This window comes from Flavobacterium sp. 5 (assembly GCF_002813295.1).
Taxonomy (GTDB): domain Bacteria; phylum Bacteroidota; class Bacteroidia; order Flavobacteriales; family Flavobacteriaceae; genus Flavobacterium.
This window is the reverse complement of the sequence record NZ_PHUE01000001.1, coordinates 2,817,210-2,841,916: the sequence shown is the minus strand read 5'-3', so window position 1 is coordinate 2,841,916 and position 24,707 is coordinate 2,817,210. Positions and strand designations below refer to the sequence as shown.

Genomic DNA, 24,707 nt, shown 5'->3' with positions numbered 1-24,707 from the left:
AAAGTTTTATTTAAGGTCTTGTTAAACCTTTTTTGGAGTACTGTTGATCTTATAAAAAAAAGCAAAATTTAGAGCGGTAATTTCTTTTTCATTTCTTCAACAATATTATAAGCTGCAGGACATATTGCTACATTTTGCAAAGTTAAATCGGTAATTTGCTGAAACTTTTTTCGGTCGGTATGAGGAAATTCACGACATGCTTTTGGACGAACGTCATAAATAAAACAAGTATTGTCTGTATCTAGAAAAGTACATGGCACGCTTTTCAATACATAATCCTGATCTTCATCTATACGCAAATACTGATCGATAAACTGCTGTGGTTTTTGCCTTAAAGACTTTGAAATGCGTTCAATATCTGCCAAAGTAAATAATGGTCCTGTAGTTTTACAACAGTTGGCACACTTTAAACAATCTGTTTTTTTAAACTCGGATTCATGGATATCCAGCATTATATAATCTAAATTCTTAGGCGTTTTCTTTTTTAGCTTATCGAAATACTTTTTGTTTTCGATATGCTTATCTTTGGCAAGTTTCCCTAATTCGTTTAAAGCTGGTTTCAATTTTGACATATAATGTTGAATGCGCAAAAGTACTAAACTTTAAACTCGGAAATTTAAACTTCAAACTAAATTTATGAAAGATCTTTTTGGAAAAGCTATACTAGATTACCAAACGAATAACAAACCCGAAAACTTAACAACCGAAACTTCTATTTCGGAAGAAGATGAAATGAGTGTTGCTTATCTATTTCGTGACTATAATGAGATGCCCAAAATAGAACAAAAGGCATTACAGCTAGCTAAAGGTAGGGTTCTCGATGTGGGATGTGGAGCCGGGAGTCATAGTCTGACTTTACAAAACGATAGAAATCTTGATGTTACATCTATTGATATTTCGGAAAATGCAATTGAAGCTTGTAAACTTCGTGGATTGAAGGATGCAAAAGTGCAAGACATACTGACTTTGGAAAATGAAAAATACGATACTATCATTGCACTAATGAATGGCACAGGGATTTTTGGCACTCTAAATGATACGCCTAAATTTTTGCAAAAATTAAAAAACCTACTCAATCCTGGCGGCCAGATTCTTATTGACTCTTCTGATATTATATATATGTTTGATGATGATGAAGATGGTGGAAAATGGATACCAAGCAATGGCTATTATGGGGAATTGACTTTTACTATATCCTATAAAAAAGAAACTGAAACTGCTTTTCCTTGGCTTTATCTAGACTATAATACATTGCAAAATGCAGCTTTTGCCAATGGACTCCAGTGTGAACTACTACTCGAAGGGGAACATTATGATTATTTAGCCAGACTTAGTATTTAAAACAAAACCAATACAAAATGAAAAAGCCAAATGTTGTTTAACATTTGGCTTTTTATAAAGTCTATTACATTTTCATCATAGCTACAGAAGATTAACCTGCAATTTTTATCGGTATTTCATAAAGTACTCTAACTTTTTGACCTCTGTGCTCTCCTGAAGTCCAGTGAGGCAACAAACTGATAACTCTTTTGGCTTCTGCTCCGGTTCCTTGACCAAGATCTTTTACAACTTTTACATTGGTAACACTCCCATCAACTTCAATAATAAAAGCAACTTTTAAAGTACCTCCTCCTCCATCGTAATCAGGCATTTTAAAATTAGAACTAATAAATGTCATTAAAGCATTATTTCCTCCAGGAAATTCAGGCCTAACTTCGACTTCTTCATAATTATAAGGAGCATCATCCACCATAGTGGCCGTTACTTGTGCCGAAGCAAAACTCACAACAAACAAAGTAATTATAGAAAGTAAAATTCTTTTCATGGGCTATTTTATTTTAGTAATGATTCTTCAAAAGAATCATAGTAGGTTTTAGTAAATATATAAAAATTTATGCTTAATAAAACCAAATATATAAAAATATATAAATAAAATTATCATATTAACACGTGAAATAATTAACCATTTACAAGTAAATAAGTTAAAAAAGTAACACGAAAAGTCAATAATTTTAAAATTAACAAGAAAAGATATAACTATACACAAATAATCAAAAACAAAGATTATTTGTGCTCTATCTATAGGGATAAAAGTTTAAAAAATAAGACGATAAACAATCTATGATTTTCAAAAAAAGAAAGCCAATTTAAGAATTTAAGGGATATTTAAATACTTATGAGTTTGTAGCGAAACTCTCCATTTTGGGTTATTCATGACATAGTCAACAATCAGCGGTGTCATTTCCTCTTTTTTACTCCATTCTGGTTGAAGAAAAAGAATTGCATTCGGATTCACTTTTTCAGCTTGTTCTTCAGCAAAAATAAAATCATGCTTATTATAAATTATCACCTTAAGTTCATCTGCATTATCATACACGGTTTTAGTCGGCAATTTATTTTTTTTAGGAGAAAGACAGATCCAATCCCAAGTACCACTAAGAGGATAAGCACCTGAGGTTTCAATATGAACTCTTACATTGTTATCCTTTAATTTTTGTGTCAAAGGATCCATATCCCACATTAAAGGCTCTCCACCAGTAATAACAATAGTATCAGCATACTTAGTTGCATTATCAACTATCAAATCAATTTTTGTAGGTGGGTGTAATTCAGCATTCCAACTCTCTTTAACATCACACCAATGACAACCAACATCGCAACCTCCTATTCTAATAAAATAAGCAGCAGTACCCGTATGAAAGCCCTCTCCTTGAATAGTATAAAATTCTTCCATAAGAGGAAGCATAGTTCCTTTATTAACTTCTAATTGAACTTCTTTAGATAACATTGTATAAATTTAGGGTGCAAAGATACGCAATTAATGGAAATTTAAAGAGTTGATAAATTACTATCATGAAGAAAACAACAAAACTATTATATATAAAAAAAACGGCAACTATTTCTAATTGCCGTTTTTAAAAAAAATATTTCCTTTAAATTATTTCAAAGATTTCAATGAATCTAATGCATATTGATTAACAGGATCAAGAGCTAATGTTTTATTGAAATATTCAATAGCTTTAGTTTTATCTGTATTTGCATAACTTGCAGCTGCAGTATTGTAACTTTCAATTATTTTCTTAACTACAGCAGGTTTAGCTAACTCTTCAGCACCTTTTTCTGTTACTATGTTAACGTAATCATTGTAATATTTAATTGTCATCTCATCATTTTCCAACAAACTATTTGTTCTTGCTCTGTACAAATAAGCATCTTGAGTTTTAGGAGAAGCTTCAATTACAGCAGCATAAGCTAAGTCAGCTCTTTGCAAAGCAATAGGATCTGCCTTAACATCTTTTTTTGTATTATCAAAATACAAACTGTTTCCTAAATAGAAATTATCCAAAATATAGTTTTTAGATTCTTTATTAGCAACTGCAATTTCATAAATTGCAGCAGCTTGTTTAAACAACTTCAACTCGTATAATTTCTTTCCGATATCGCTAATATTCAAAGCCAAACCATTAGCATCCATCTCAGATGATTTTTTCACATCAAGAATACCGTTATCAAATAATGCAGTATCAAGATTTTTTCCATCTTCACCAGTAGCTTTCTTAATTTTCGCAAAACCTAAAATTTGATAATCTAAAGCAATTATTTTATTAGTTGAATCCGAAATAAAATTTTCTAAAGATTTTATAGCCACATCATAGTTACCATTTTGATAAGCTGAAATTCCTAAATAACGCAAAATTCTTGGATTCACCTTATCTAATTCTACCATTTTATTAGCCTCAACCTCTAAAGCTTTATATTCACCAGCTAAAACCAAAAAGTCAGCATGACGCATTCTTGAACTAATAGAATAATCTGTTAAGGTCAAATATTTCTCATAATTAACCAAGGCTTTATCTACATATACTCTATATTTAGATGGTTCATTTCTTCCCCATAAATAATAAGTCTCTGCTAATTCACGATAAACAGGTCCATAATTTGGATTAATAGCGATAACTTCATCAAAAGCTTTAATTGCTTCAGTATATGCTTTAGCTCCTTTCAACAAAACACCTAACTGCATTTTCGCTCTAATCAATGTATTATCAGCTGAATAAGCATTTCTATAAGCCGAATATGCTTCGTTTTGATTTTTATCACCAAAATAAGCATTTCCTAATGCTAAATTTAATTGTGCATCTTGAGGATTTATTAATTTTGCTTTGTTTAAATACTCTAGCGCTTTTTTATAATCTGGTTTTAATGAAAACGTATAAGCGCGACCTATAAAAATATACTCTTCAATATCTTTTTTCTTTAAATCTTTTGTAACTAACGCAAACTTTTCTTCAGCTGCCGCTGCATTTCCATTATCAAGATCTATTAAACCAAGACCAATATTATTCAACCTAGCTCCTTCAGAACCAGCAAGACCTTTTTGATAATATATTTTAGCTGAATCAGCATTATTTTGCAATAGATAAACATTACCTAAATAAAAATCAGCAGTACCATTAGTAGGTTTTGCTGCAATTATAGATTTTAAAATTGTTTTTGCACTTTCAAATTGCTCAGCATCGATTGCTTTCTTTGCTTGATTAAGATCTTGCGCATGGCTAGTTGCCACTACAGCCAATAGAGCAATACTTAAAACTTTAACTTTATTCATCTTCATTAAATTAAATTATTTTATTTCTTTTTCGTTGTTTGATGTACCTCGTACAATATTTAATTTTCTTGTAGGCATTTGATGTGGTAATAAACCTGATTTCAAAACAATTCTTTGCCCTATATCACCAGCGGCAAAAGAAGCAATTCCCATACCCAAACCAGAATAACCCTGGCAATTAACTATATACAAATCTCTCAATAAAGGATAAGTACCTTCGGCAAAATTACTTTGAGAAGGTGCATAAAAACCTTCTTTTTTTAAACCTTTAACACTTAAAACATTTATATTCTTAATAATCACTTCCATTGAAGCATTAGGTTGAGACAACCAATTTACTCCAACAACACCTACCATCCCATTATTTTCAGAAACAAATTTTAAAACTTCATTATTTGTTTTAAAAGTATAAACATCTTTATCTGGCAAACTACTCAAACCCGCTAAATTATTCATATAATTTACCGTACTTGAATTTGGATTATCAAACACTAAACCCTTAATTTTAGAATTTCTGTCTCCTTTCATAAAACCAATTACATCCTTCAAAGCAATTAAAGTATCATTACTGGATTTATTAGAAACAAAAGCTATGCCATCAATAGCAAATTTAGTTATTTTAGGAACTATTTTTCTTTGTTCGAAAATATTTAACTCTTTTTTAGTTAAATTTCTAGCAATTACAACAATTCCAACTTTTTTATTAAACAAAGAATTTAAAACCTCAGATTCTGATTTAGAAATTAAAGTGAACTTTGCATCATAATTACTTTCAAATACCATTACTTCATCTTCAACAATAGGAGTAATAGTTTCATCAACAAAAATAGTAGCCTTCCCTTTTAAAACTGTTTCATCATTGGAAACGGTATTTTCATTCTTTTTACAATTAAAAAAAATCAAAACAAATGAAACTAAAACCAAACAAATATTAAATCTAGACATAACTATTCTTTATTAGCATTATAGACTCTAAAAAACCTAATAATTGCATACACAATTAATACAACGCCTAAAGCAATTCTATATTGCATTTGCATATTAAAAGGAAACTTTTTCCAAAATATAACCATTAGCCCTAAAAAAAAATACGCTAGGAAAACCAATATGGTTATAACAAGAAGAAATCGCTCAATAAGCGATTTCTTCTTTAAATTGTTAAATAAATTATTTAACATTATTCTGCTGATTGAATAGTAATAGGTAGAGAATATAACACCCTTACTTTTTTACCATTTTGTTCACCTGGAAGCCATTTTGGGCATTTGTTCAAAACTCTAATCGCTTCTTTTCCAGTACCATAACCAATATCTCTAATTACTTTGATATCTGTTAATGACCCATCTTTTTCAACAACAAAAGTAACGTAAACTTTTCCTTTAAGACCTTCTTCTTCTGGAGCTTGATAATTTTTCCCAACAAATTGGTAAAACTTCTCAATACCACCAGGAAATTCAGGTTTTTGCTCAATACCTGCTAAAGAGTGTACACTAGTATCCTCTGCAATAATTTCTACTGCTGGACCATTTCCAGTCTCTTCAACAGTAAGAGGAGCATCTGGATCTCCTTTAACAGTTTCTGCACCCGTTTTTTTGTCTTTGATATCATCCATTTTTGGTGGATCTTCAGTAACATCCTCTGCCTTAGCAACAACTGGCTTAACGAATTTAACCATGTCTTGTTTTGGTGGAGGTGGAGGTGGTGGAGCAAGATCCTTAGGAGCTTCGACTTTCTTTTTAGGAGGCAACTTCACAGCAGTTATCTTGATATCGTTATCAGCTTCATCACCACTATCTGGTAAGTAACTCGCAATAAGCGGAGCGCTGATAGCTAAACTAAAAAGAATACTACCAATGATAAGAGCTCGCATAGAAGTCTTTCTATTCGATTTTCTAAGTTCGTAAGCACCATAAAGTTTATTACGCCCTTCGAAAACGATCTCAATCCATTGACTTTTTATTAAATCTAATTTCATTTTTTATAATTATTAGGTTATTAGGAACAAATTATTTGTTTCCCTCTAACAATTTTACTTCTTCAGGAGAAAAGTCATTAACAATCGCATAAGATCCAGTCTTATTTACCCCAACTATTGCCATTTCATCCAAAACGTCAACCAAATTACGATAAGTAGACTTTTTACTTGGTTTGATTATAACAATCATTCCTTTACCAGGCTCTCCCTTAGCGGTGGAATACTGTTTAACCTGTTCCATTCGCTTTAATAATTCTTTACGAATCCCATCTTTACCATAAGAAAAATCCTTTGGTGCTACTAAAGGAGTAGCTATCATCCCCATATAACTTGTCAATTTTCCGTTTTCACCAAGTAATAAAGTCAATGTTTTATTTTCATCAACTTTAATATCCGTTTTCTTATCTTTCGGATCATCTTTATCTGGCAACGTCAAATCCATGGATTGAGGTTTAGACAACGTAGTAGTAAGCATAAAGAATGTGATCAATAAGAAAGCCAAATCTACCATGGCAGTTAAATCTACCTTAGAATTTTGTTTTTTACTTCTTACCTTACCACCGCCTTTTTTACCACCGCCGCCGTCGGTATTTAATTCAGCCATTTTAGTATATCTTTTTTAATTAAAAATTCTTTCCTCTTAAACCTGTAACCAAGTTAAAGCTATTAACTTTTTGATCTTGTAAAAGATCCATTACTTGTTTGATTGCAGGATATTGTTCCTTAGCATCTCCTTTTATCGCAAAATTCAATTCTTTGTCATTAACCTCAATATTTGCTTTGCGAGAATAAAGTACCCAATCCTTCAACTGGTTATCTAAAGAATCTTTAGGTATACCAGGCTGCCCAGCCTTACTTCTGTCTGCCGCTTTCATATTCAAAATTTCTTTTAAATTTTGAATAGGAACACCAAAACTTTCCATTAATGAAAATTCTTCTGCTTCTTTATCAGTAAAAGCAACATTATATTTATCAGCCATAAATTCAAGTGCTTTTTTACGAACATCTTTTCCTTTTAGGTCAAAAAATACAGCTGTTTTTCCTTCAACTTTACCGATTGTCAACATTGATAAGTTATCAGCTGGCAATTTAGTCTGAACAGTAGATTGTGGAGTATCAACTGGTAATACTTCAGGTGTTTTAGCAGTGGCAGTCAAAATAAAGAACGTTAGCAAAAGAAACGCAACATCACACATCGCCGTCATATCGGTAGATGTGGATTTTTTCTTCATTACTATTTTTCCCATTATTTTTTTATATTTTATTTGATATTATAAAAAATATCAAAAATTAATTATTGTTTTAAACTACCTCTAAAGTGTCTGTAAGTATTTACGATTGTAGTTCCAGCCTCATCAATAGAATATGTTAAATCATCAATTTTTGAAGTAAAGAAGTTGTAAGCAACAATTGCAGAAATTGAAGTAGAGATACCTGTAGCTGTATTAATCAAAGCCTCAGAAATACCAACTGCAAGTGCAGCTTGATCTGGAGTTCCTGCAGAAGCCAAAGCACCAAACGCTTTAATCATCCCAGATACAGTTCCTAATAATCCACCAAGTGTTCCTAAAGATACTAAAGAAGAAATGATAGTCATGTTTTTCTCTAACATTGGCATTTCAAGAGCAGTAATCTCTTCAATTTCTTTATGTATAGTTTCAGCAGCTTCTTCACTAGTGAATCCTTCTTTTTTAACCTCTTGGTATTTAACTAATGCAGATTTAATTGCATTTGCAACAGAACCTTGTTGTTTGTCACATGAAACAATCGCTCCATCAATATCTCCTGATTTGATACTTACTTGGATTGCTTTCATAAATTTATCTAAATTCCCTTTTCCAGCAGCTTTTGAGATAACAAAAAATCTTTCAATAGAGAAAACAATAACCATTAATAACATACCTAATAATACAGGTACTATAAATCCTCCTTTGTAAACTTGTCCTAATGTATTTAATGGATGTCCTTTTTCAGTATCACCACCTGCAAAATTTGATGGATCCCCCATTACTTGAGACCAGATTATCCAACCTACAAAAACACATAATGCAATAATAATTCCTGAAACCATTCCTCCTCCGTTTGAAGTGCTTTCCTTTTTAACTTTAACGTTTGCCATTTTTTTAAATTTTAAATATTTATTTTAGTTTTAATAAACTTGTATAGGAGCAAATTTAATTTTTTAGTTGAAATAAAAAAACTTTTTTTTAAGTATTCTAACAATTTCTTTTATTCTTAAAACAGTACTACAACGTTTTTTAAGAATAATTGAAAGTTTTTTTTAATAATATTTTACAAATTCTTCTAAAAAAAAGTGATTTTAAGCATTCTGAATATTTTTATTCAAAAAAGAGTCTAATCAAAAAAACAGGTAATTTCATCAAATTAATATCTTTTTGTGAAATAATTTATAGGAAACACTTGATTATTTCATTTAAATAATATTTAATACCTTGCAGTTGATATCAAAACTAGCTAAACATGAGCAAAAAAGACAATTTTATTCAACAAATAAATGAGGGTTATTTATCCAAAGGAGAAAGCTTAACACTAGGCGGCTCTATTCTTGATGGCGAAGTAATACCCGATACTTTTGTGAAAATTCCATTAAAAACATTAAACAGACATGGATTAATAGCTGGTGCTACTGGAACAGGAAAAACAAAAACCATTCAAGTTCTCTCCGAACAATTATCCTCATTTGGAATTCCGGTTTTAATGATGGATATAAAAGGAGACTTTAGTGGAGTAGCAAAAGAAGGCGAAGAGAAAGATTTTATAAAAGAGCGCCATGCAAAATTAAATATTCCTTATAGCACGTCGAGCTTTCCTGTTGAACTAATGTCGCTTTCTAAACAAGAGGGCGTAAGACTTCGATCTACAGTTTCTGAATTTGGACCTGTTCTTTTTTCTAGAATTTTAGACTTAAACGACACACAATCAGGAGTTGTTTCTGTTATTTTTAAATATTGTGATGACAATAAAATGCCTTTACTAGATTTAAAAGACATTAAAAAAGTCATTAACTACATAACTGATGAAGGGAAGGATGAAATTGAAGAAAGTTATGGCAAGATATCTACTTCGACCACAGGAACTATTTTAAGAAAAATAATCGAACTCGAACAACAAGGTGCTGATTTATTTTTTGGCGAATTGTCTTTTGAAATTGATGACTTATTAAGGATTGATGAAAACGGAAAAGGCTATATTAATATAATTAGATTAACGGATATTCAGGATAAACCTAAATTATTTTCGACTTTTATGCTGAGTCTTTTGGCTGAAATCTATCAACAAATGCCTGAAAAAGGAGATGCAGACCAACCCGAATTGGTTATATTTATAGACGAAGCACATTTGATCTTTAATGAAGCCAGTAAAGCATTATTGGAACAAATAGAAACCATAGTAAAATTAATTCGTTCCAAGGGAATTGGTGTTTATTTTATAACCCAAAATCCAATGGATATTCCAAGTGGCGTTTTGGCACAACTAGGACTCAAGATACAACATGCATTAAGAGCTTTTACAGCCAACGACAGACAAGCAATCAAACAATCGGCAGACAACTATCCAACATCTGAATATTATAAAACAGACGAAGTATTAACAAGCCTAGGAATTGGAGAAGCTTTTGTCACAGCCTTAAACGAAAAAGGAATTCCAACGCCACTTGTAGCTACTATGATGCGAGCACCTATGAGTCGAATGGATATTTTGACTGATGCTGAAATTCAAGAAATTAATAACCAATCTAAATTAGTAAAGAAATATAATGAAGTTTTGGATCGCGAAAGTGCTTATGAGATGCTCACTAAAAAAATAGAATCTGCTCAAGAACAAACTGTCGTTGTTGAGGAAACAAAAAAAATAAGTAATGAACCAAGTACAGCAAGTGTTGTTACAAAATCAGTTTTGAAAGTGGTTACGAGTGCTACGTTTATAAGAGGAGCATTTGGAATATTATCTAAATTATTTAAAAAATAAATACAGAAATGAAAAACTGCATCAAACTATTTATTCTTTTTCTAGTTTTGACTAGTTGTTCACCAAAATCAGAAACAAAGAATTTAACCTATATCAAATTAGAAATTGTTAAAACAGAAAAGAGCTTTGAAAAATTAGTAGCCGAAAAAGGAATGGCTGAGGGCTTTTATCAATTTGCAGATTCTAATGCTGTGATTAAAAGAGAACATGACACTTTAATCATTGGCAAAAACAATATTAAAAACTATTATTCAGATCCGAAGTACCAAGACAAAACTGTTACTTGGACTCCTGATGCTGTAACAGTTTCTGATGCTGGTGACATGGCTTCCAGCTATGGAAAATATGTTTGGACTTCAAAAGACTCCTTAGGAAAAGTACAAATTTCAAAAGGCATTTTTCACACCGTTTGGAAAAAGCAAAAAGATGGTTCTTGGAAATACATTTGGGATTAGAATTAATTCTTTACCGGATAAAAAACCAATTTTGTAGAAGACTGTATAATTTCATTTTTATTTAATTTCATTTTTCTGAATTTTCCAGCATTATACAATTCTGCTTGATCCTTATAATGTTTACTAAAAGGATTCCCAGATTGACCTGTTGGCAAAATCCCCCAACTATTCTCTACTTCTGAAAAGTCTATCACTCTTCGACTTGAAGGACCACCCTTAACTTTATAAAATCCATCTTCAGCAAAATCAAAAAATTGATTATTGATTACTTCATTTGATCCAGAAACTTCAAATGGTCCAGCATTAAAAAAAGGTCTTAGTAAAGCTATTTTTCCAAATGGATGTTGATATTCTACAGTATGCACTTTTTCCCATTTCCAATCCGATGGCGAACTACCTAATTGTTTCTCTAAAGCAAGTATCGCTTCCTTAAATGATTCTGTTACTATTTCACTTCTAGTTTCTTTCTTGTTTTTGGTTAAAATATTGTCCCACCAAGGAGAATTTTCACTAGAGATTTGTCTTGTCGTAATTTGTTTCATGCAATGAGTCCCAAGAAACTGTTTGAACGTTTCATCTCCTAATTCATCCTGAAAAGTATTCTTTAAATACAAATAAATCCATTTGTTATATATCGTTGGAGCAACATCATTCAAATTATTACTGCCTTTCCACGATTTCAAAATAACGATTGCCTCTTTTTCTGTTTGAGAAAGTGATTTTGAATTTAAATTAGAAATTAACTTTTCAACCATTTCTGGAGCAACAGTAGATGTATTATCATTGATCATATCGCCAATCGAGCTTTTATCCCAATTTGATTTTGCATCTAATAATTGTGTGATTCTTTTGGCTCTATCTTCAGGAAGATAATATCCCGGATAAAGAAACCCATCAATAGCTTCTGGTTGATTGTTTGCTGAATACACATAATTCCAATCGGGATTGACTGCTGAGGGATTTTTAGAAAAATCTAAATACTCAAGGTCATCATCCTTTCCATCTGATCCATTTAATATAAAATTGGTATTTACACCATCTTTATGCTTATACAATTTTCCTGTTGCCCACCAACCAACATTTCCTTTGGCATCACCATACATCACATTAAGTCCTGGTGCATGAATAAGTGCTACACCTTTTTCAAAATCGGATATTGATTTTGAATGTGATAAAATATAAATAGCTTCAATGTTATGATTAGGTTGTTGTGTATAGATCCAAGACATTGCAACTGGTTTGTCGCTTTTTAAGCCTACCAATAAATCATTCATAATCGGACCGTGCTGACTTACTTTTATATTCAAAACAACATCAGCTGAATCTTTTACTTTGATTGTTTTCTTTCTGATTTCATACTCTTTGAATCCATTCTTGGTTTTATACTGATTTTTGTTTTCTGGATTATTTTCTTCCTGATAAAAATCGACATCATCGTTTTCAAACATTGTTAGGCCGTAAGCATAATCTCGATTATGTCCCAATAAAGGAAACGGTGCGCCAGCCAGATAACAACCATACAATTCAAAATTGGGCGTTTTTATATGAGCTTCATACCACGTTCCGGGTTGTGAAAATCCAATATGTGGATCATTGGCAAAAATTACTTTTTTATTTTTTGTTTTTGGTGGAGCAATAACCCAACTATTACTTCCTACAAAAGGCGCCACTGGTGATTGATCCAATAATGATGCAATAGATTTGGAAATAGCAGTATACTCTTGTGTCTTTTGCTTCGCTGATTCAATTTTAGTAGTATTAAATTGCCCTTCTAAACCAAAATCTTTAAGATAATCTATTCCATATTTGTTACGTATATCAGTAAGCAAAGGATCTGTTTTTTGAGCCATAGCAAAGCTAAAAGACATATATCCAAAAATATTATAGACATCTTGCACTGTGAATTTTTGTTTTTTTATTCCTAATAATTGAAATTCAACTGGTGTTGAACCCTCCTCGATATATTGGTTAATTCCTTCTAAATACCCCATCATCAATTGATATGATGGACTCTTTTTATCTAGGTTTGCAATTGCTTTTTGAGAAGCCTCTTCAATCCCTAAACCGGCAAAAAATTTATCATTCTTTAACGCTACAGAACCAAATATTTCGGACAAACGTCCAGGAACTATTCGTCTAAGTAATTCCATTTGCCACAATCGATCCTGAGCATGTACATATCCCAAAGCGACCATAGCATCTTTAGAGTTTTCTGCATAAATATGAGGCACCCCAAATTCATCAAAATAAACTGTGGTTTCCTTTTGAATATTCTTTAAATAAACTTCTCCTGAATATTTAGGCCTTTGATAAAACCAATATATCGCAAATGCTATAACTACAGTAATTAGTAAAAAAATAAAAATAAGCAAGACTCTTTTTAATATTTTCATCAGAAACAATTTTAATAGACTTTACCAAACTTAGGTAAAAATCACTATATTTAATATTCACTTTTTAAAAACATATTTAAAAAAGAGGCATTTTTTAACTAGTGTAGATAAAAAACATTTGCAACAACTTTTAGTATTATTGTTAATTTTTTCATTGCAAAACAAAGAATACCTACTTAAAAAGTTAAAATTTAATATTTAAAATGAGATTTTTTCAAAAAACTCATACGGTCAAACAACAGTTCCTTATCTTTGTTTAAACTTAAAAAAACATGAAAAGCATTTCAAAAGAAACCATTTCACAAATGGATAAGATTGAAAAATTAAATTTAATCAGTTCATGTACAGGATTTAAATCTGCCAATTTAATAGCTACAAAATCTATCGAAGGTAATACCAATGTTGCTATTTTTAGCAGCGTTACGCATTTAGGAAATAGCCCTTCATTGATTGGACTTATTATACGTCCGACAACTACTCCAAGAGACACTTATAAAAATATTATGGAAACTGGTTACTTCACAGTTAACCACATTTCAATCGATATGATTGCAGATGCCCATCACACCTCTGCCAATTATGAATCAGGTATTTCCGAATTTGACAAAACCAATTTGAAAGAAGAGTATAAAGAAGGAATTACTATTCCGTTTGTAAAAGGAAGCCCTGTACAACTCTATTGCAAATATGTAAATGAATACAATATCAAAGAAAATGGTACTATACACATCATAGCTTCTATTGAAAGTATTTTTTTTGACGAAGCATTAGAACACAAAGATGGCTGGCTACAATTAGACAAAGGAAACATTGTTGCATTGAACGGAACTGATGGTTATTTTTTACCAAAACTAATTGATCGTTTTCACCAAGCACAACAAAATGTACCAACAAAATCTTTCAAGAAAGAAAAAGAATAAAAAATTTACACCTAAAAAGAAAACGGGAATAGCTTTTATAACTATTCCCGTTTTTTTATTTCTCTATTATTCCAGTTTTTAAAATCTGTCCGAAATGAAACATATCTTCATACGATGTGTATAATGGAACTGGTGCTAATCGAATTACGTTGGGTTCACGCCAATCGGTAATCACACCATTTTTCATTAAATAATCAAATAATCTACGGCCTTCTCCATGCAATAATACAGACAACTGACTTGCCCTTTCGTCTGAATTTGTTGGTGTAATAATTTCAAAAGAACCGTGTACTTCTTTGCTGATTTCGTTCAGGATAAATTCTAAATAAGAGGTAATCTGATCTCTTTTTTTGATTAATGAATCCATTCCGATTTCGTCAAACATCTCGACAGAAGCCAAATAAGGCGCCAAAGATAAAATAGGCAAATTACTTATTTGCCATCCTCCTGCACCCTGAACAGGATCAAAAACAGGTTCCATCTTGAAACGTCTTTCTTTATTATGTCCCCACCAACCCGCAAAACGAGGCAGTTCTTTATTATTATGATGTTTTTCGTGAACAAAACAACCCGAAACATTTCCTGGCCCTGAGTTCATATATTTATAACTGCACCAAGCAGCAAAATCTACGTTCCAATCGTGCAATTCAAGTTTAATATTTCCCGCTGCGTGTGCTAAATCCCAACCCACATAAGCACCTTGTTTGTGCCCTGCTGTTGTAATGGTTTTCATATCAAAAACCTGACCGGTATAGTAGTTTACTCCACCGATTAAGACCAAAGCCAACTCCTCTCCTACTTCTTCAATTTTTGATAAAATATCTTCCAATCGAATGTTGTGTTCTCCTTCACGACGCTTGATTTCGACAATAACATCTTCTGGTTTATAGCCATGAAAATGTACTTGACTCTGAAACATATATTGATCTGATGGAAATGCTTTTTCTTCGCAAATGATTTTGTATCGTTTGGCTGTAGGTCTATAGAATGACACCATCAATAAATGAAGATTTACTGTCAAAGTATTCATTACAGTAACTTCTGATGGTAACGCACCAACTAATCTACTCAACGGATTTGCAAAACGTTCCTGATAATCCCACCAAGGTTTTTCGGCATAAAAATGACCTTCGACAGCAAGATTTGCCCAATCATTCATTACTTCATCAACGTATTGTTTGGCTCTTTTAGGTTGTAATCCTAAAGAGTTGCCAGTAAAATAAATTACTTTTTTGTCATTGACTTTTGGAAAAATAAATTCGGCTTGGTATTTATGTAAATGATCTTGCGCATCTAGTTCTTTTGCAAATTCCAGTGAGTTTTTAAAATCCATCTTTTTTATTATTTATGTTGTAAAAATAGAAAAAAGATACTAGCGAAAAGAGACTAGAATAAAGAAAAAAGATAAATTGAGAAGATAAACAGATAATTCAACAAAAAATAAATTCTTTTAAACCTAAATTTTACATTTAAATCAATGCCTTCGGGTTTTTCAAAAAATGTAAGCCGGTTTTTAGAGGCTCTTAAAAATAAAACATATAACTCATATAAGGACATATAATTGTTGCTATAAATTATATGACTTATATGTTTTATAGCAACAGGTTTCTACTGTTTCCCTAATTATAAATAACATAATCATTACTCTTAGCCACATTGCTGGTTTCCCATATACTAAGTCCCATTGTGTTGTATTTTACCAAAGTCTGGTAAATACTATTACCTGCTTCAACACGATGATCTTTCGTGATATTACGTTCTCCCTTTTTTATTTTAAGGTCTATTATTAGTTCTTGAAACTCCTCACAAAGTCTGGTAATAGCGTCTAGCATATTAGCTGTCAGCCCATGTTCGGGATAAGTTGCCAAAAATTCGATGCCTACGAGTGCTACTCTTTTTCCTGTAATGAATAAATCAGCGTCTCTTTGTCGTGAAAGTGTATCGGTTCCAAATTTTTTATATCTAGGACTATCCGTGCTATACTGTAGCTTGGCACATGCCATAACCGTTCTGATAGCGACACACAATTCATCGGCTTTAGCATCTTTATTAACAGTAGCCTCCATTTGTTCACTTAATGATTCTATATCAGTAATAGTGTTCGAAAAAACGTTGATAGCCGATTCCAGAGTCGTCAATGACACTGCCGTAATGCCAAAAGGCGCAAAAGCGGCTAGATCCCTGCGCATAAAAGCAATTTTCTCTTTCCCCTTAGCTACTAATTTGGCATCCGAAAATTTATACAATCGAACAACTGATGTTTTATTCATAACTAATGTTTTTAAAGCCAATACTTACAAATATATTAAAAATACTACATAAACACTATTTAAAATAGTTAGTAATATCTTTCTAGCTATCCGAAGGATGTTTGATGAAGGAGGAAGTATCTTTGACGAACACGGAAGCACGCTTGACGAAGACGGAAGTGTCATTGATGAACACGGAAGGATGTTTGATAAGGACGGAAGCATACTTGACGAAGACGGAAATGTCTTTGATGGACACGGAAGCATACTTGATGGAGACGGAAGTATGTTTGACGGCATTTTTTTTCATTAAAACTCCTATTTTACTGGCCGGAATACTAAAACAGCTGCAATAAGCCTAAAATAGGGGTAGCGGTTTGTAATTTTTAATTTCTATATTTGAAAGGAGGAATAAAAAAAAGTAAAACTTCGTCAATCTAACCAAAAATGGGTTTATATACGAAGTTTTATTTCGCCTATATAATAGTTACTGGATAGTTGTCGCAGAATCAAGAATATTTGCTGTAAAAAAAGATAAATTTTAGAAATGAAAAGTAAGATAGTAATTTTAATTTTGATGTTTTCAACTTGTATTTATTCACAAGAATTAAAAAAAAACAATTGGGCTATAAAAATTAACACTTTACAATTAGTTGATAATTTTTCATTTCCAACTTTACAATTATCAGCTGAAAGAAAATTAAACTCATATTTAAGTTTGAATATTGAAGCTGGTTATCAAATTTACGATAACTCTACATCGGCTGATACAATATTTTTAAAGCAAAAAGGTTTTAAAACCAATATTGAAGGAAGAATTTATCTCCAAAAACTCCTTGCCTCGAGAGTTAAATCTAATAGAAGTGAATTATACGTTGGACTTCAATTGTTTTACAGAGAAAACCAAACAACGAACACATTAACTTATGTTTCGAGTGACCCAACAAATAATAACACGTATGAAGATGATTTTGGAGTAAAGAAAAGAGCTAAAGGAATTAATTTAACTTTCGGAAACCAAATTTCAATTACAAAGAAAGTTCTTTTGGAGCCATTTATAGTACTTGGTTATATGAATAAAAAAGTAATCAATACCAATATGCAATATGATGAAAATAAACATTCAACTGATTTAAATGATGGAGTACCAATACTAGTTGGCAAAGATTTAGAAAGTAGTTCAGGAAATATGATTAATTTTGGATTTGGATTTAGAGTGGGATACAGATTTTAAATATATAAAACCAGCACACAACAGCTAGTTCAACGGATTTGGATGAGTTGGTAAATCCGAAGAATGGGCTTGATTTAGTCCCAAACCTGCTGTAGTAGCGGAACGTTATGCCGAAATTACGCAGATAAAAACAATTTGAAAATTGAAATGTGAAAGCTGGAATGTGCCAACAGAAACTTAAAAAGTTTGCGGTTAAATTCATAATTTCGGCAAAAAACAACCATCCAGTAACAGCCGTTACAAGAGATTTGGGCATTTGGCTGAATTTAAAAATGGTTTTGTACTTGGAAAATTTGTGCATAATGGAAAAAATACGCATCTTTAATCCCAAACCTCTTGTAGCGCCAGGACGTTATATGCCAGTTCTGCCGAAATTACGCAGGTAAAAATAATTTAAAAATAATCATTTGTTTACGCCGAAAATTTGAAAAGCAGAAACGTAAAAGTTGGAATCTGTCAAACGAAATTTGAAAATTGAAAGCGTGAAAAGCAGAAACGTGAAAGTTGGATTTTTGACAATTGAAAACTGAAAATTGGAATGTGAAAAGCAGAAACGTGAAAGTCGGAATTGCTAATTGAAACTTGAAAAGTTGGCGCAGAATATATAAACAGAAAAAAGAATTTTAAAAATAAAAACGTTGAAAATTGCTAACCAAAAATAGAAGCGTGAAAATTGGAATTTGCCAACAGAAGCGTGAAAAGTTTACGGTTAAAATCATAATTTCGACAAAAAGAACCGGCATATAACAGCCGTTACAAGAGATTTGGGCATTTGGCTGAATTTAAAAATGGTTTTGTATTTGGAAAATTTGTGCATAATGGAAAAATCTCGCATCTTTAACCCCAAACCTCTTGTAGCGCCAGGACGTTGTGCGATATGCTTAGCAGTTTGTGTATAAAAATCGCTATTCGGACAACTATATTGTATAATAACAACTATATTGCATAAAATTTTAACTTTTAAACTTTGGACACAACAAATTTTTGGGTGGTTAACTGGTATTATGTTACAGGAATCGCCATTTCAGCAACCGCGCTAATCTTTGCTATAAAAAATTATCGAAAAAAGAATAAGCCATCTGAACTTCAACCACAAAAAAGCATCGAGGCGCACATAAGCCCTCAAATAAGTCCACAAATAAATCCAGTTAATTCTCTAACCGTTAATTTCACTGAAGGCAGTTCAAAATTTATTGAAAATACATCCGTTAACGACAATCACAAAGATCGTGAATTCAAAGTTGATGCTCAAAAGTCAAAGTTTACCATATTGTTTATAGACGACGATAAAAACTTTAATATTGTAAAAATTTTGAAAGATAGCGGTTGGAAAAACACTTCATCGGTTACGGATATTAAAAATTTAGATATTCAAGCTGTTAAAGATGCGGATTTATTTTTTATTGACATCAACGGTGTAGGAAAATTAATGAATTGTGAGTTTGAAGGACTAGATTTGGCACTTATGTTAAAACAAAAATATTCTAATAAAAAGGTTGTCATTTATTCAGCAAATAAAAACTTTAACGCTTTTCATAGCGCTTGGGATATCTGTGATTTTAAATTAGAGAAGAATGCTTTGCCTTTACAGTTCATAAGTTTGGTTGAAAAATTTTCATTAGAAAAGTAATGGACATTTTTCAGCATATTATCGATTATGAAACCAAGGATGTATTAGCGTCAAATTTCCCTGATGATGTATTGAACTTAGTTAATATTGATGATTCAGGCATCATAACAATTGAAATTCATGGCAAGTCGAAGAAAATTAGATACGGGAGTAGAAAAAACGCTTTAGGAATTCTTTACATATTTACCTACGAAGAGCGATATGTAGCAAGTTCAAAATTATTTCGTGATCTCTTAGAAATAAGCGAACATTCCATGAACACAATGGTAACTTTTAAAAATACATTTTCTTTAAACCAAAATGAATATGTTCAGGGATTATTACACAATCTGACCTCAATAAATACCTACAACATACAAGATATTTTTTCATTAGTTCCTCAACAGACACTTGCTGAAAATTTAAATACTCAGCATGAAATACTAAAAGAGATTATCGTTAAGCAACCTCGAATTACAGCGAACACACTTTTAAAACTTATCAAAAGTAATTACGCGATGAAAATAGAATTTTCAGTTTTCGAAAAAACAGTGATGAAAAATCCAATTGTTCAAAAATCGGATTATTCTATTCGTGAAATTGTTTTATCGATTCTGCAAATCTTTATAGATGACTTTGAAAAGAAAGGGATAACAGTAACATTAGATTCCAACCCAAAAAGGCTATTTTTAGATTATGACATTTTTTTTGTCTCACTTTATTACATATTTGAAAATGCAGTAAAATATTGTTTGGGAGGTTCAACTTTTAAAATTTTTCTTGTGGAAGAAGGTTTAAACGATTTTATTGTGGTGTTTGATATGATTTCAGTAAGAATTGAAGAAGAAGAAGTTACTAAATTGACAACTAAAAATTACCGATCTGTGAATGCAATAAAGTTAACAGATAAAGGTAAAGGAATCGGGATGCATAGAGTTTTAAAAACACTGAGATTAAATAATGCCAAGTTGGAAGTTTATCCAAGAAGTTCAAATTCATCATTCGAAAGAGATGGTCACGTTTATGAACACAACAGAATTAGAATTATCCTCGATTCAACAAGAATTGTTTAGCACATCGCACAAGAGCCGTTTCACGCAATTGCGGAGTTTTTCTTAGCCGGAACTTTTCATTTCATAATAAAATTTATCTTAGCAGAAAATACTTAGTTCCAAAGTCCGCAACTGACGTGAAGCAGCGGGACGTCAGGCTGTGAAAAAACTAAGTCAAAAAGAGAAACTATTCGGATACCTGTCGGAGAAAAATTTCATACAGCCGATTCTCAGAGGCTCATTTTGAGTTTATTCACAGACTGACGTTGTGAGACATAAAACCCAAAAACCGGAAAATGAAGATAATATTTATATTTTTAGTTTTATTAGTTTCTTGTTCTGAAAAAAAGGAAACAGAGTTTCTCAATACTAAATTTCAAAAAATAAATTATAGTTTAGAATATAATTATTTAGATAGTATTGGAAAGAAAATTATGCCAAATAGTAAATATCAATATTGGGCTTATTCAACATACTATGAAAGATATGGAGAAGGAAAAATAAGCAGAACAATTCTAAAAGAAGGCGGAGATACTCTACTAAAGAAAAATATAAGCGAGAAGTTTAAACCATATGGAATATTTGAAGGTGGACATCCAAGTTATAGGTGTAATTATGTTGTTACAATTGAAAACCAAAAAGTGAAATATATAAGAACTGAAGACGACTTTAGAAATTTTATTGGAGAAATTGACAACTTAGAAGAAGCTTTACTTTTAGCCCATACTTATGGTTATCAATTAGACAATGAATTGAAAGCAAGCGTATATAAACTAATTGAAAATGGATATCAACTTCGTCTAATGAAATATCACGAATATCCACCAAGTAAAGAATTAATAGATATAAAAATCACAAAAGATGGATTTATAAAAACACAGAGTTTAGGCGTTTATAAAAAAGGAAAAGAAGCAAATGAATAAAATTTACGTCACATAGGAGCCGTTACAAGAGATTTGGGCACTTGGATTAATTTAAAGTTGGTTTTGTATTTGGAAAATTTGTGTTTAATGGAAAAATCTCGCATCTTTAATCCCAAACATGATGTAACATCAGGACGCTAGCTGCCATTATCTAACTAAATGAGAAAACTAACCTAAAAGATACTATGATTAGAACTTTTACTATTATCGCTTTTATTTTAAGCCTGAATATAAATGCACAAATTTCAAAATGTAATGCGGGACACATTGGCACTTTTGAATTAGATTCAGAAGACTATGGAATTTTGAAGATCGAACGAACTGAAAATTCTCAAATTGAAACAAATGAGTCTATGGGGTTTCAGGCTTCATACGATGTTGTATGGATCGATGATTGTCATTATGAGCTTCGAAATAAAAAAGTTATTAAAGGAGAAACTCGTCCTGATAGTAAAACAACTGATATAATGAAAGCTGAAATTTTAAAAATCGAAGGATCTAAAGTGTTTTTGAGACTTAGCTCAAATTTTTCTGATTTTATTACTGATTGTGAAATAACAAAAATAAAGTAAAGGTAGCTAAAAAAGCCGTTACACGAGATTTGGTTATATAAATGAAGTTATTTTGATTTAGATTATCAAGTTACTTGTGAAGATATCTCTCTCATTCCAAAAGACGAGTCGATATGACAAATAGTATGTGAAGTGGATTGTGGAAACCCATTTTAGAAAATTAGAAGTCTGTCAATAATAATAAAGTAAATGTATAACGTTTGAAAACAAAAAAAAACTCGTCATTGCTGACGAGTTTTTAATTTTATGTAAATCTAAATGATTAGATAATCAACATAGCATCTCCGTAAGAATAGAATTTGTATTCTTCTTTGATTGCTTCTTCGTAAGCTCTTTTCATTAAATCATGTCCACAAAAAGCAGAAACCATCATTAACAAAGTAGATTTTGGTGTATGAAAATTAGTAATCATACATGTTGGAATACTAAAATCATGAGGAGGAAAAACGAATTTGTTTGTCCAACCATCATAAGGGTTAAGTGTGTTTTGTGAAGAAACTGAACTTTCTACAGCACGCATAGAAGTTGTTCCTACGGTACAAATTCTTTTCTTAGCAGCCTTTGCAGTATTCACAATATCACAAGCTTCCTGAGTGATTTTTAATTCCTCAGAATCCATTTTGTGCTTAGATAAATCTTCAACCTCAACAGGATTAAAAGTTCCAAGACCAACGTGAAGTGTAACTTCAGCAAATTTAATTCCTTTAATTTCTAATCTTTTTAATAAGTGTTTAGAAAAGTGTAAACCTGCAGTTGGTGCTGCAACAGCTCCTTCTTCTTTAGCATAAATAGTTTGGTAACGCTCTGCATCTTCTGGAGTTACCTCACGGTTAATGTATTTTGGGATTGGAGTTTCTCCAAGTTCAGTCAATTTATTTCTGAATTCTTCGTAAGAACCATCGTAAAGAAAACGTAAAGTTCTTCCACGAGAAGTAGTATTATCAATTACCTCAGCAACTAATGAGTCATCATCACCGAAGTATAATTTATTTCCAATTCTGATTTTACGAGCTGGATCTACTAATACATCCCAAAGTCTTTGTTCTGCATTTAGTTCTCTCAATAAAAACACTTCAATTCTTGCACCAGTTTTTTCTTTATTCCCGTATAAACGTGCTGGAAAAACTTTGGTATTATTTAGAATTAAGACATCACCATCATCAAAATAATCGATAACATCTTTAAACATTTTGTGTGTTATGGTTTGATTCTTACGATCAACAACCATCAAACGAGACTCATCTCTATTTTCGGCTGGGTATTCTGCAAGAAGTTCTTTTGGTAAATTGAATTGAAAGTGTGATAATTTCATTTGCTATTTGTTTAAAAGTTTAAAGTTTTAAGTCTCGAGTTGTTTAAACTGTACTTAAAATTCTTTCGGTTGCAAATATACGATTGTGAGATAGGCGTTGTCAAGTGTTTAGGTGTTTATTTTTCCCCACCTAAACACTTAACAAAAATGAATTAACAACAAACCGAACAATAGCCTAGGTAAACGACCATTTTTGAACAATTAAAAAACCTAATTTTTTTAAATCATCCCAAAAATCAGGGTATGATTTTGACACTACATCAGCATTATTGATAACAATTGGCACTTTTAATGCTAATGGAGCAAATGCCATTGCCATTCTGTGGTCGTTATAAGTATCAATTCTTATCTCTTCTTTAATATCATTTGTAGCTATTAATGTCAAGCTGTCATTGGTTACTGAAATATCAGCTCCCAATTTAGTCAACTCGATTCGAAGTGCTTCTAATCTATCTGTTTCTTTAATTTTTAAAGTATGTAAACCTGTTAAGTGACAACCAATCCCTAATCCTAAACAAGTAACTACAATAGTTTGTGCAATATCTGGTGTATTATTCAAATCGAAAGTGATGTCTTTATAATCGAAACCTTCTTGTTTGGTCAATGTAATTTTGTTTCCTTCAAACTGTGAAGAAACGCCCATGTGTTTATAGATTTCGACCAAAGCAGAATCTCCTTGCAGACTTGTTTCTTTGTAGCTAGTTAAAGAAACCGAAGCTGTTTTTGCCAAAGCAACTAAACTAAAAAAGTACGAAGCCGAACTCCAATCAGACTCAACAGTCATTACTTTGGTTTCTACTTCTTTCTTAGGTTTTACTGTTATTACGTTTCCAACAAAACTAGTTTCTATGTTTAAATCATTTAGCAAAGCCAAAGTCATTTTGATATAGGGAACAGAAGTGATTTCACCAACTAATGTCAGTTCAATTCCGTTCTCTAATTTTGGCGCTACCAAAAGCAATGCCGATATGTATTGACTACTCACATTAGCGGGAATGCTAACTTTGTGAGCGGTGATTTTTTGTCCTTTGATTCGAATAGGTGGATACCCTTCTTCCTTTTCATAAGTAATTTTTGCTCCTAATTGCACTAAAGCTTCTACCAAAACCTTGATTGGTCGTTCTGTCATTCTTTGAGATCCTGTCAAAACCACTTCACGCCCTTCATTCACAGCAAAATAAGCCGTTAAGAAACGCATTGCCGTTCCTGCATGATGAATATCTACAATTTCATCATTGCCAGCCAATGCTTTCTGCATTACCTCACTATCATCTGAATTGGATGTATTAGCTAAAGTAATATTGGGAAACAATGCCTTTAGTAACAAAAGTCTGTTTGTCTCACTTTTGGAACCTGTTATTGCAATTTGGTCTTGTAAATCGTATTGGGAAGTTTGTACTAGTAAATCCATTTT

General features: G+C 31.7%; 24 protein-coding genes. 10 read left to right on the top strand and 14 right to left on the bottom strand.

Going from position 1 to position 24,707, the window contains the following annotated elements:
* Positions 1-68: 68 nt before the first annotated feature.
* On the bottom strand, positions 69-563 hold the full coding sequence (locus CLU82_RS11675) for a YkgJ family cysteine cluster protein (protein WP_100845014.1): 495 nt from the start codon (positions 561-563) through the stop codon (positions 69-71).
* Positions 564-636: 73 nt separating this feature from the next.
* Between CLU82_RS11675 and CLU82_RS11670 the strand changes: the two genes are divergently transcribed.
* On the top strand, positions 637-1,341 hold the full coding sequence (locus CLU82_RS11670; protein ID WP_100843267.1) for a bifunctional 2-polyprenyl-6-hydroxyphenol methylase/3-demethylubiquinol 3-O-methyltransferase UbiG: 705 nt from the start codon (positions 637-639) through the stop codon (positions 1,339-1,341).
* Between the two features lie 91 nt (positions 1,342-1,432).
* Here the strand turns inward: CLU82_RS11670 and CLU82_RS11665 are convergent, their stop codons facing one another.
* From CLU82_RS11665 to CLU82_RS11625, 8 genes are all read right to left on the bottom strand, one after another.
* A complete protein-coding gene (locus CLU82_RS11665) occupies positions 1,433-1,825 on the bottom strand; it encodes an energy transducer TonB (RefSeq protein ID WP_100843266.1) in 393 nt (130 codons plus the stop codon).
* 330 nt (positions 1,826-2,155) lie between these two features.
* Entirely contained in the window at positions 2,156-2,788 is a 633-nt protein-coding gene (locus tag CLU82_RS11660; RefSeq protein WP_100843265.1) for a 7-carboxy-7-deazaguanine synthase QueE, read from the bottom strand.
* Positions 2,789-2,938: 150 nt separating this feature from the next.
* Positions 2,939-4,609, bottom strand: a complete 1,671-nt coding sequence (locus CLU82_RS11655; RefSeq protein WP_100843264.1) for a lipopolysaccharide assembly protein LapB — start codon at positions 4,607-4,609, stop codon at positions 2,939-2,941.
* A gap of 15 nt (positions 4,610-4,624) precedes the next feature.
* Entirely contained in the window at positions 4,625-5,554 is a 930-nt protein-coding gene (locus CLU82_RS11650) for a PstS family phosphate ABC transporter substrate-binding protein (protein ID WP_100843263.1), read from the bottom strand.
* Between the two features lie 232 nt (positions 5,555-5,786).
* The gene (locus tag CLU82_RS11640) at positions 5,787-6,584 is read right to left on the bottom strand and encodes an energy transducer TonB (protein WP_100843261.1); all 798 of its coding nucleotides are present in this window, start codon (positions 6,582-6,584) and stop codon (positions 5,787-5,789) included.
* A gap of 31 nt (positions 6,585-6,615) precedes the next feature.
* Positions 6,616-7,188, bottom strand: coding sequence for a biopolymer transporter ExbD (locus CLU82_RS11635; protein WP_100843260.1), 573 nt, complete (start codon positions 7,186-7,188; stop codon positions 6,616-6,618).
* Between the two features lie 19 nt (positions 7,189-7,207).
* Complete coding sequence (locus CLU82_RS11630; protein ID WP_100843259.1) at positions 7,208-7,831, bottom strand: biopolymer transporter ExbD; 624 nt, start codon at positions 7,829-7,831, stop codon at positions 7,208-7,210.
* A 47-nt stretch (positions 7,832-7,878) separates the two neighbouring features.
* Positions 7,879-8,703: a MotA/TolQ/ExbB proton channel family protein gene (locus CLU82_RS11625; RefSeq protein ID WP_100843258.1), complete on the bottom strand. Its 825-nt coding sequence runs from the start codon at positions 8,701-8,703 to the stop codon at positions 7,879-7,881.
* 362 nt (positions 8,704-9,065) lie between these two features.
* Between CLU82_RS11625 and CLU82_RS11620 the strand changes: the two genes are divergently transcribed.
* Both CLU82_RS11620 and CLU82_RS11615 read left to right on the top strand, forming a co-directional pair.
* Complete coding sequence (locus tag CLU82_RS11620) at positions 9,066-10,574, top strand: helicase HerA-like domain-containing protein (RefSeq protein WP_100843257.1); 1,509 nt, start codon at positions 9,066-9,068, stop codon at positions 10,572-10,574.
* An 8-nt stretch (positions 10,575-10,582) separates the two neighbouring features.
* On the top strand, positions 10,583-11,029 hold the full coding sequence (locus CLU82_RS11615; RefSeq protein ID WP_100843256.1) for a DUF4440 domain-containing protein: 447 nt from the start codon (positions 10,583-10,585) through the stop codon (positions 11,027-11,029).
* 2 nt (positions 11,030-11,031) lie between these two features.
* Here CLU82_RS11615 and CLU82_RS11610 read toward each other — a convergent pair whose 3' ends face one another.
* Entirely contained in the window at positions 11,032-13,422 is a 2,391-nt protein-coding gene (locus CLU82_RS11610; RefSeq protein ID WP_100843255.1) for a penicillin acylase family protein, read from the bottom strand.
* A gap of 272 nt (positions 13,423-13,694) precedes the next feature.
* Here CLU82_RS11610 and CLU82_RS11605 point away from each other — a divergent pair, with 272 nt between their 5' ends.
* Positions 13,695-14,342: a flavin reductase family protein gene (locus tag CLU82_RS11605; protein ID WP_100843254.1), complete on the top strand. Its 648-nt coding sequence runs from the start codon at positions 13,695-13,697 to the stop codon at positions 14,340-14,342.
* Positions 14,343-14,397: 55 nt separating this feature from the next.
* Here the strand turns inward: CLU82_RS11605 and kynU are convergent, their stop codons facing one another.
* Both kynU and CLU82_RS11595 read right to left on the bottom strand, forming a co-directional pair.
* Positions 14,398-15,675 (bottom strand): kynureninase, encoded by a 1,278-nt coding sequence (kynU, locus tag CLU82_RS11600; RefSeq protein ID WP_100843253.1) that lies wholly within the window; start codon positions 15,673-15,675, stop codon positions 14,398-14,400.
* Between the two features lie 286 nt (positions 15,676-15,961).
* Positions 15,962-16,612 (bottom strand): hypothetical protein, encoded by a 651-nt coding sequence (locus CLU82_RS11595; protein ID WP_100843252.1) that lies wholly within the window; start codon positions 16,610-16,612, stop codon positions 15,962-15,964.
* A gap of 97 nt (positions 16,613-16,709) precedes the next feature.
* Between CLU82_RS11595 and CLU82_RS11590 the strand changes: the two genes are divergently transcribed.
* From CLU82_RS11590 to CLU82_RS11560, 6 genes are all read left to right on the top strand, one after another.
* Positions 16,710-16,904, top strand: coding sequence for a hypothetical protein (locus tag CLU82_RS11590; RefSeq protein ID WP_100843251.1), 195 nt, complete (start codon positions 16,710-16,712; stop codon positions 16,902-16,904).
* Positions 16,905-17,138: 234 nt separating this feature from the next.
* Complete coding sequence (locus CLU82_RS11585) at positions 17,139-17,825, top strand: DUF3575 domain-containing protein (protein WP_100843250.1); 687 nt, start codon at positions 17,139-17,141, stop codon at positions 17,823-17,825.
* A gap of 967 nt (positions 17,826-18,792) precedes the next feature.
* Complete coding sequence (locus tag CLU82_RS11575; protein WP_100843248.1) at positions 18,793-19,455, top strand: transcriptional regulator; 663 nt, start codon at positions 18,793-18,795, stop codon at positions 19,453-19,455.
* On the top strand, positions 19,455-20,507 hold the full coding sequence (locus CLU82_RS11570) for a hypothetical protein (protein WP_100843247.1): 1,053 nt from the start codon (positions 19,455-19,457) through the stop codon (positions 20,505-20,507). The genes CLU82_RS11575 and CLU82_RS11570 overlap by 1 nt, the downstream gene beginning before the upstream one ends.
* 275 nt (positions 20,508-20,782) lie before the next feature.
* Positions 20,783-21,409, top strand: coding sequence for a hypothetical protein (locus CLU82_RS11565; protein WP_100843246.1), 627 nt, complete (start codon positions 20,783-20,785; stop codon positions 21,407-21,409).
* A 185-nt stretch (positions 21,410-21,594) separates the two neighbouring features.
* Positions 21,595-21,981, top strand: coding sequence for a hypothetical protein (locus CLU82_RS11560; protein WP_100843245.1), 387 nt, complete (start codon positions 21,595-21,597; stop codon positions 21,979-21,981).
* A gap of 262 nt (positions 21,982-22,243) precedes the next feature.
* Here CLU82_RS11560 and queA read toward each other — a convergent pair whose 3' ends face one another.
* Both queA and aroA read right to left on the bottom strand, forming a co-directional pair.
* Positions 22,244-23,293 (bottom strand): tRNA preQ1(34) S-adenosylmethionine ribosyltransferase-isomerase QueA, encoded by a 1,050-nt coding sequence (gene queA / locus CLU82_RS11555; protein WP_100843244.1) that lies wholly within the window; start codon positions 23,291-23,293, stop codon positions 22,244-22,246.
* Between the two features lie 175 nt (positions 23,294-23,468).
* Positions 23,469-24,704, bottom strand: coding sequence for a 3-phosphoshikimate 1-carboxyvinyltransferase (gene aroA / locus CLU82_RS11550; protein ID WP_100843243.1), 1,236 nt, complete (start codon positions 24,702-24,704; stop codon positions 23,469-23,471).
* Positions 24,705-24,707: the final 3 nt, after the last annotated feature.

Excerpts from the sequence above, each read along its gene's own strand:
- CLU82_RS11670 (WP_100843267.1), top strand. The coding sequence starts at position 637 with ATGAAAGATCTTTTTGGAAAAGCTATACTAGATTACCAAACGAATAAC.
- CLU82_RS11665 (WP_100843266.1), bottom strand. The coding sequence starts at position 1,825 with ATGAAAAGAATTTTACTTTCTATAATTACTTTGTTTGTTGTGAGTTTT.
- CLU82_RS11660 (WP_100843265.1), bottom strand. The coding sequence starts at position 2,788 with ATGTTATCTAAAGAAGTTCAATTAGAAGTTAATAAAGGAACTATGCTT.
- CLU82_RS11655 (WP_100843264.1), bottom strand. The coding sequence starts at position 4,609 with ATGAATAAAGTTAAAGTTTTAAGTATTGCTCTATTGGCTGTAGTGGCA.
- CLU82_RS11650 (WP_100843263.1), bottom strand. The coding sequence starts at position 5,554 with ATGTCTAGATTTAATATTTGTTTGGTTTTAGTTTCATTTGTTTTGATT.
- CLU82_RS11640 (WP_100843261.1), bottom strand. The coding sequence starts at position 6,584 with ATGAAATTAGATTTAATAAAAAGTCAATGGATTGAGATCGTTTTCGAA.
- CLU82_RS11635 (WP_100843260.1), bottom strand. The coding sequence starts at position 7,188 with ATGGCTGAATTAAATACCGACGGCGGCGGTGGTAAAAAAGGCGGTGGT.
- CLU82_RS11630 (WP_100843259.1), bottom strand. The coding sequence starts at position 7,831 with ATGGGAAAAATAGTAATGAAGAAAAAATCCACATCTACCGATATGACG.
- CLU82_RS11625 (WP_100843258.1), bottom strand. The coding sequence starts at position 8,703 with ATGGCAAACGTTAAAGTTAAAAAGGAAAGCACTTCAAACGGAGGAGGA.
- CLU82_RS11620 (WP_100843257.1), top strand. The coding sequence starts at position 9,066 with ATGAGCAAAAAAGACAATTTTATTCAACAAATAAATGAGGGTTATTTA.
- CLU82_RS11615 (WP_100843256.1), top strand. The coding sequence starts at position 10,583 with ATGAAAAACTGCATCAAACTATTTATTCTTTTTCTAGTTTTGACTAGT.
- CLU82_RS11610 (WP_100843255.1), bottom strand. The coding sequence starts at position 13,422 with ATGAAAATATTAAAAAGAGTCTTGCTTATTTTTATTTTTTTACTAATT.
- CLU82_RS11605 (WP_100843254.1), top strand. The coding sequence starts at position 13,695 with ATGAAAAGCATTTCAAAAGAAACCATTTCACAAATGGATAAGATTGAA.
- kynU (WP_100843253.1), bottom strand. The coding sequence starts at position 15,675 with ATGGATTTTAAAAACTCACTGGAATTTGCAAAAGAACTAGATGCGCAA.
- CLU82_RS11595 (WP_100843252.1), bottom strand. The coding sequence starts at position 16,612 with ATGAATAAAACATCAGTTGTTCGATTGTATAAATTTTCGGATGCCAAA.
- CLU82_RS11590 (WP_100843251.1), top strand. The coding sequence starts at position 16,710 with ATGTTTGATGAAGGAGGAAGTATCTTTGACGAACACGGAAGCACGCTT.
- CLU82_RS11585 (WP_100843250.1), top strand. The coding sequence starts at position 17,139 with ATGAAAAGTAAGATAGTAATTTTAATTTTGATGTTTTCAACTTGTATT.
- CLU82_RS11570 (WP_100843247.1), top strand. The coding sequence starts at position 19,455 with ATGGACATTTTTCAGCATATTATCGATTATGAAACCAAGGATGTATTA.
- CLU82_RS11565 (WP_100843246.1), top strand. The coding sequence starts at position 20,783 with ATGAAGATAATATTTATATTTTTAGTTTTATTAGTTTCTTGTTCTGAA.
- CLU82_RS11560 (WP_100843245.1), top strand. The coding sequence starts at position 21,595 with ATGATTAGAACTTTTACTATTATCGCTTTTATTTTAAGCCTGAATATA.
- queA (WP_100843244.1), bottom strand. The coding sequence starts at position 23,293 with ATGAAATTATCACACTTTCAATTCAATTTACCAAAAGAACTTCTTGCA.
- aroA (WP_100843243.1), bottom strand. The coding sequence starts at position 24,704 with ATGGATTTACTAGTACAAACTTCCCAATACGATTTACAAGACCAAATT.